General features: G+C 71.8%; 1 protein-coding gene. It reads right to left on the bottom strand.

Annotated features, from left to right (window positions below; genetic code table 11):
• Positions 1 to 399: phosphotransferase (locus AC5RUJ_RS18100; RefSeq protein ID WP_494156500.1), on the bottom strand; the 399-nt coding region annotated here is incomplete at its 3' end.
• Positions 400 to 543: the final 144 nt, after the last annotated feature.

Below are 543 nucleotides of genomic sequence, written 5' to 3' on the forward strand. Positions count from 1 at the left end.
GTGCAGCGCGGCCACGAACGCCGCCAGCCCCGGGGCCAGCGATCGCCGTTCCTCCGGCTGAAGGCGCCAGGCAGCCCGGCCCTCCAGCCACGGCACTACCGACCAGGACCAGGGATAGTACGACGTCGAGCTGCCGCGGCGCGTCGGGGCCGGCACGGCGAGGGGCAGCTCCCGGGCCAGGGACGGGAGCCACTGCTGTTCATGCAGCACCAGATCCCCTGCCGCGGTCCGGCGCGGCAGCCGGACGGCCAGATCGGCTCCGAGTTTGAACGTCACGTTGTCCCGCCCGTTGGCCACCCGCACCAGTGGCAGCCGGGCGAGGTCCGGGAACTGGTCCGAGAGCAACCGCTGCACCAGGTCGTTACTGATGTCGATTTCGGCAGCAGGCATCGAAGCCATCTGTTTCCGTACTCCCCTTAATCGGCGGGCGTGGCCCCGCCGGCGGCGAAGGCTGTCGTACCCGGTCCGGTAGTCCAGCGGAACCGGCCCGATGTCGGCCCGGGTCCGCTAGGCCAGCGGAACCGGCCCGATGTCGGCGCCGGC

The sequence above is a fragment of the Arthrobacter sp. Y3223164 genome (genome assembly GCF_059091005.1).